This window comes from Pseudoalteromonas rubra (assembly GCF_005887115.1).
Taxonomy (GTDB): domain Bacteria; phylum Pseudomonadota; class Gammaproteobacteria; order Enterobacterales; family Alteromonadaceae; genus Pseudoalteromonas; species Pseudoalteromonas rubra_F.
Window position 1 is genome coordinate 1 of record NZ_PNCJ01000080.1, and the last position, 1053, is coordinate 1053.

At 37.6% G+C, this 1053-nt stretch carries 1 protein-coding gene and 1 pseudogene; both read right to left on the bottom strand.

All coding sequences use genetic code 11. The annotated features are described in order from the left end of the window. Positions 1–78: 78 nt before the first annotated feature. Positions 79–666, bottom strand: coding sequence for a hypothetical protein (locus CWB98_RS23195; RefSeq protein ID WP_138546952.1), 588 nt, complete (start codon positions 664–666; stop codon positions 79–81). Positions 667–857: 191 nt separating this feature from the next. Then, positions 858–1052, bottom strand: a pseudogene (locus tag CWB98_RS23200) (transposase); the annotation flags it as partial. Position 1053: the final 1 nt, after the last annotated feature.

Sequence of the window (1053 nt, forward strand, 5' to 3'; positions counted from 1 at the left end):
TGCGATCATAGGCAAAGGTTTTGGGTGGATGTCCATGCAGCTTTGGGTGGGTGTCCATGTAACTTTTTCAGCTATATTTTATCTATAGGTTATCCCCTCACTACAACTAAATTTCGATAGAAAGTTAAGGAGCTCGATCATTTTATTTTGATCACCGGTAACCGATTTTAAGTCTTCAACTATCGCTTCTTTCTTATCAAGGCCTACATCCTGTAACAATAACACGTACTTCCATTTATATACTTCTGTCGAGTTCATTTTTACTTCTTTTCTTAGCACCTTGTGAATGGCTTCAATATCACACTGATACGCAGACTCATACAATAGCTTCTCCCTCTCTCCCTTTGTATAATTATCAAGTAACCTGCCTCTATCGCTATAAACAACTCTTTTAGCTGAAGAGAAACCTTTTTTCACAGCTTCATAAACAAAATTTTTATATTTATCTTTATCAATCGTGCCATCAAGTACTAAGTACCTATAAATATCAAGACATTCATTAACTGTATCTGAGTTAAGGACATCCACACCATGTTCTTCACATAATTTATATGAAAGCATCGGTTTTGGTTTAATGCATAAAGCTATACCCCCTGTAGCCTCACACCCAAAACTATGAAAACTGATACTCAAATAAAACATAAGTAAGGACTTAATTGTTTTCATTTATTACTCCTTATTACCTGTAAATGTCACCCATTCACCTTTACCCTTAAAGTACATAGAGCCATCACTTTGATTTATCATAATTAGCCCCGTGGGTGCTACAACCGTTGTACCCAGTCTATTAGCCAATTCCTGAGCAAAAGAATACTGCCCATTTTTGCCGGTATAACAAGCAATCAAGCGAATACTCTCCCATTAACGAATTTTTGCGTCAGCCAGTTACCTTTAAACAACTTATGCCAACGAATCACTATCGCTTTATCTGACAACCGTTCCGCCTTCTTATTATCCACATACAACACAAGATGCGTGTGATTGCTCATCACCGCATAACCACACACCTCAATGCAAAACACCTTGCCAAGAGCCAGCAGATTATCTTCCACC